The organism is Acinetobacter sp. YH12086, from assembly GCF_013419345.1.
GTDB classification, from domain to species: Bacteria; Pseudomonadota; Gammaproteobacteria; order Pseudomonadales; family Moraxellaceae; genus Acinetobacter; species Acinetobacter amyesii.
The window spans coordinates 1-4,019 of record NZ_VPAF01000040.1 but is presented as its reverse complement, the minus strand read 5'-3'; the positions used below and the strand labels follow the sequence as shown (position 1 = coordinate 4,019).

The following is a 4,019-nucleotide window of genomic DNA, read 5'->3' as shown; positions in this document are numbered from 1 at the left end:
AGTACCAGCGTACGGCCCACAGAATGATGTCACGCTGAAAATGCCGGCCTTTGAATGGGTTCATGTGCAGCTCCATCAGCAAAAGGGGATGATAAGTTTATCACCACCGACTATTTGCAACAGTGCCCAAAAAAGTTCGTGGTGGAGAAAAGATAAGCTATGCAAGGCTTTAGGAGACGTGGTTTTTCAGGATGACGAAGAACGATTCGGCGCTAGGTGCAACATAGGTGCATCGCACGAGCGCTAGGAACGGCGAAAAAAGGCGGACGTGGCGAAATCGGTAGACGCAGCAGACTTTAAAATTGGAGTGCCCGCGGGGAAATCCGCGGAGTAGAACCGCTCAAAGTCGGGGAACGCTAACGGGCAATACCCTAAGCCAATCCCGAGCCAAGCCCCTTCGGGGGAAGGTGTAGAGACTGGACGGGCGGCGCCTAAAGCCTTCGGGCAATGGCGAAGGGACAGTCCAGACCACGAACGTCATCAGACGGCGGCGAAAGTCGAGGTGGTACGAAAATCTGCTTCTCTGTGAGAGTACGGGTTCGAGTCCCGTCGTCCGCACCACAAAGCCAAACATCCCTGCGATGATCGACCTCTGGGCGTTTGGTCGTGAGCCCGCCACCCTCGCGCTACGCTTTGCGCAGGCGTCGAAGGCGATCAGGTGCGCCCATCGATTCCGTCGAGCACCATCGCTGCGAGTTCATCGCTGGTGTGTGCACCACTATCGAGAACACGGGTTGTGCATGGAAGCCGTTCCCTTGCGGCCAAGCATCGGGCGACATTCGCTAATCGCCACTCTCGAATCTCCGCATTTCGATTCGGGTCAGGATGCATGGTCTGGTTCGCGATCCGGTGACGCAATAGGTCCTCGTTGAGCGTCAGAAAGATGTGCAGCAGCTGATCGTCGATCCGCCTTACCCCGTCGAGTATCTCAGTCAGATAGTCCGGGTGCACGAGCGTCATTGGGATGATGATGTCCTGCGAGTAATTCCTTCGAATCTCCCTGACCGCCGCGATCGTAAGTCCCCTCCACAAGGGGAGATCCTGATAGTCTCCGCTCGCTGGCATGGGGACCGTTTCTTTCACCACGAACCCGATTTCCTCGGGGTCAAAGATCAGCGATTTGGAACGCCGATCGCGCAGCCGCTTAGCGAGCGTCGTCTTTCCGGCGCCGAAAGGTCCGTTGATCCAGATTATCATTGTCGACGGCCTCTAACCTGAAGGCTCGCAAGAGCGCTCGACGGCCTCGTGCGGAGGCACGATCGGAGTGGTTCCGAAATGCTTCTCAAGATAGGTGACGCCGAACGTCACGATGTCCTGCGCGTCGAACAGGTAGCACTGAGCAAAGCCCACGACACCTTCTCGATGGCGACCGAGCTTCACGTAAGCATTTGCTATAGTTTCAACCGCATCCGGCTTTCCTTCGATAGCAAAGCAATCGAGAATGCCGTTTGAATCGTAATCCGATGCCGTTTTCCAGGCGACTTCACCGTCTCTTCCAAGCATCGGCATCTCATACGTCACCCACCGTTTGTTGGGGATATCGGCAACCGCCTCGGCGTAGTGCAATGCGGTAACGGAGTTTAGCGGCGCACCCAACAGCAGGGCCTTCCCGCCAAGGCGAACGAACCGCTCGACGGGCGATCCTTCCCCCAAGGCGTGACCGAGTTCGTGAGGCTCCGTCAGCGTTTCAGCCAGCGGACCAACCGCGACCATCGATGCATCGGGGTGCGCGCTGCGCCGCGCGCCGGGGGCTTGAACCAGAAATTGATTCAGCAGGCCGAACCCACGGTAAGTCCCGGCTGTTGCGGGATCGAACGGCAGCCAGGTACGGCGGGCTTCGTCATCCAGCCGAGCGCCATTCAGAGTCTCCTCGTAGGGTGATCGGTCCCACGACGCGTATCCCATCACAGTGCCAGTCGGCCCAACCGCGGAGCGTAACGCGGCAACGACCGTCTCCGCTCCTCCTTCGACCGGACCAATCGCTTTAAGTGAGGCATGCACCATCAAGAGGTCACCGGTTTGGACTCCGAGTTTTTGAAGCGCCTCCGTTATTGCCTTCCGCGTATGCATCGCGATATCTCCTCTAAACTGCAAAACACTATACCTATCGAGATATCACTCTACTATACCTATCGAGATATAGAGGTGGTCCCACTTGTTTGAACAACTAAAAGCGTATTTATAAGTGATATTCCGCTCTAGTTAAGCCACCTTGTTTTGTTGGGGTAGCTGATCATAGTAAAACTCATTTGGTGTCATTTTGTCTAGACTCGAATGAGGTCGTTTCAAATTATAAAACTCAAAATATGCACTTAATTGCTTTTTCGCATCTGTGACACTGCTATAAGCTTTGAGATACACCTCTTCATATTTAACGCTCCGCCATAATCGTTCAACCATCACATTATCTACCCATCGACCTTTACCATCCATACTGATTTGAATGCCATTTGATTTCAATACATCAATAAATGCATCACTGGTAAACTGGCTGCCTTGGTCTGTATTAAATATTTCAGGTCGACCATATTTTTCAATCGCTTCATTTAAAGCCGAAATACAAAAATCCACCTCCATACTAATCGATACCCTATGCGCAAGTACCTTGCGGCTATGCCAATCAATCACAGCACATAAATAAACAAAGCCTTTTGCCATAGGGATATACGTTATATCCGTAGACCACACTTGATTACTGCGCTGAATAGCCAACCCTTTGAGCAGATATGGATATTTACGGTGAGCTTGATTAGCCTGGCTTAAATTTGGTTTGCAATATAACGCCTGAATACCCATTTTCTTCATTAAAGTACGTGTATGACGTCGTCCTATATGATGTCCTTGACGATTCAACAAATCACGCATCATACGACTGCCTGCAAAAGGATATTGCATATGTAATTCATCAATACATCGCATCAGCTTCAGATCTGATGCACTCACAGGTTTTGGGCGATAGTAATAACAACCACGGGAGACTTTCAGCAGCTTAGCTTGCTTAGATACTGAAATCTGAAGTGAGTCGTCGATTAACTTTTGTGGTTGAAGCGGCCCAGTTTCTTCAACACACCTTCTAAAAAATCAATTTCTAATGCCTGCTCACCGATTTTTGCATGTAGTTTTTTTAGATCGATGGGTGGTTCTGTTGGAGCTTTTGATTGATCGAAAGCTTGCGAGGAAGCTGAGATCAATTGATTTTTCCAGTCAATAATTTGGTTTTGATGAACATCAAACTCAGCACTCAATTCAGCAAGTGTTTTTTCTGCTTTAATCGCAGCAAGTGCTACCTTAGCTTTAAAATCATTTGAATGATTTCTTCTTGGTCTACGTGCCATAAAATACTCCATATATTGATGTTTATAACATCATTTGAGGAGCAAAATATCACTTATAGGAGTTGTTCAAATTTACGGATCCATCTCTCTAATGAAGAAATTCTAAAATTAACATAATACACCTTATACAAAATGCCCTTGTAAGCCCTTAATCAAGGGCATTTTTAGTCTCTACTTAACATAAAATTTTGGTGGTGCTTCAAAAAGTATGCTGCCTTTAAATGAAGCCATTATTGATGTAAAAGAAAAGAAGGCTAAATCAAAAGCTTTAAAATGGTTTTCAAGCTTTTTTGAAAAATTACAGCTTCTTCTGAAGCTACGCCTAATTCTATGCCTTATTTTGCAATTATTGCCTTCAATACCTACAGTAAAAAATTTACCAATACTTTGCTTACCATTTTTAAAAGCAGTGATGAAACTGTCCCAATGATCACTTGCAATTCGGGTGTAGTGAATATCTAATTGTTTAAGCTTTGTCTTCAATTGTTAGACTGTAGCTAAATCTCGTTTACCCCAAACATAAGCAACAATTTCACCTGTTTCTCGATGATAGGCGTAAATAAGCCATTGTTTATTCTTTTTATTTCCAACAAAATTCCAGAACTCATCTACTTCGAGAGATTCATAATGACTTTGCTGAGGCTGAATTTCATAGGTTGATTCAGTTAAAGTACGTAAAACTTT

At 47.4% G+C, this 4,019-nt stretch carries 4 protein-coding genes and 1 pseudogene; 1 reads left to right on the top strand and 4 read right to left on the bottom strand.

All coding sequences use genetic code 11. The annotated features are described in order from the left end of the window. On the top strand, positions 1 to 247 hold a 247-nt coding region (locus FTU29_RS17720), incomplete at its 5' end, for a hypothetical protein (RefSeq protein WP_206299284.1). Between the two features lie 407 nt (positions 248 to 654). Here FTU29_RS17720 and FTU29_RS17075 read toward each other — a convergent pair. The 4 genes and pseudogenes from FTU29_RS17075 to FTU29_RS17060 all read right to left on the bottom strand — a co-directional run. Next, positions 655 to 1,197, bottom strand: coding sequence for an AAA family ATPase (locus FTU29_RS17075; protein WP_000587837.1), 543 nt, complete (start codon positions 1,195 to 1,197; stop codon positions 655 to 657). 12 nt (positions 1,198 to 1,209) lie between these two features. Continuing rightward, the gene (gene aac(3)-IId / locus FTU29_RS17070) at positions 1,210 to 2,070 is read right to left on the bottom strand and encodes an aminoglycoside N-acetyltransferase AAC(3)-IId (protein ID WP_000557454.1); all 861 of its coding nucleotides are present in this window, start codon (positions 2,068 to 2,070) and stop codon (positions 1,210 to 1,212) included. Positions 2,071 to 2,202: 132 nt separating this feature from the next. Then, positions 2,203 to 3,335 (bottom strand): IS3-like element ISAba14 family transposase gene (locus tag FTU29_RS17065; protein ID WP_223155595.1). Its coding sequence is split into 2 segments (ribosomal slippage): positions 2,203 to 3,083 and positions 3,083 to 3,335, totalling 1,134 coding nucleotides; the frame shifts between segments, so codons are not numbered across the junction. Between the two features lie 217 nt (positions 3,336 to 3,552). After that, positions 3,553 to 4,019 (bottom strand): annotated as a pseudogene (locus FTU29_RS17060) (IS1 family transposase); the annotation flags it as partial.